This is a genomic window from Peptococcaceae bacterium 1198_IL3148 (assembly GCA_036763105.1).
GTDB lineage: Bacteria > Bacillota > Desulfotomaculia > Desulfotomaculales > Desulfohalotomaculaceae > JBAIYS01.
Genome location: JBAIYS010000068.1, coordinates 1 through 255 on the forward strand (window position 1 = coordinate 1; position 255 = coordinate 255).

General features: G+C 49.8%; 1 rRNA gene. It reads right to left on the reverse strand.

Annotated elements, in window-relative coordinates:
- Positions 1 to 255 (reverse strand): 23S ribosomal RNA (locus tag V6C27_14930); the annotation flags it as partial.

Here is a 255-nt window from a genome sequence, read left to right on the forward strand (position 1 = left end):
TCGGTTCGAGCCTCCACTGAATTTTACTTCAGCTTCACTCTGACCATGGGTAGATCACCCGGTTTCGGGTCTACTTCAACAAACTATGCGCCCTGTTCAGACTTGCTTTCGCTGCGGCTCCGACTTTACAGTCTTAACCTCGCTTGTTAATGTAACTCGCCGGTCCGTTCTACAAAAAGTACGCCGTCACACTTTTAACGTGCTTCGACTGCTTGTAGGCACATGGTTTCAGGTTCTATTTCACTCCCCTCCCGG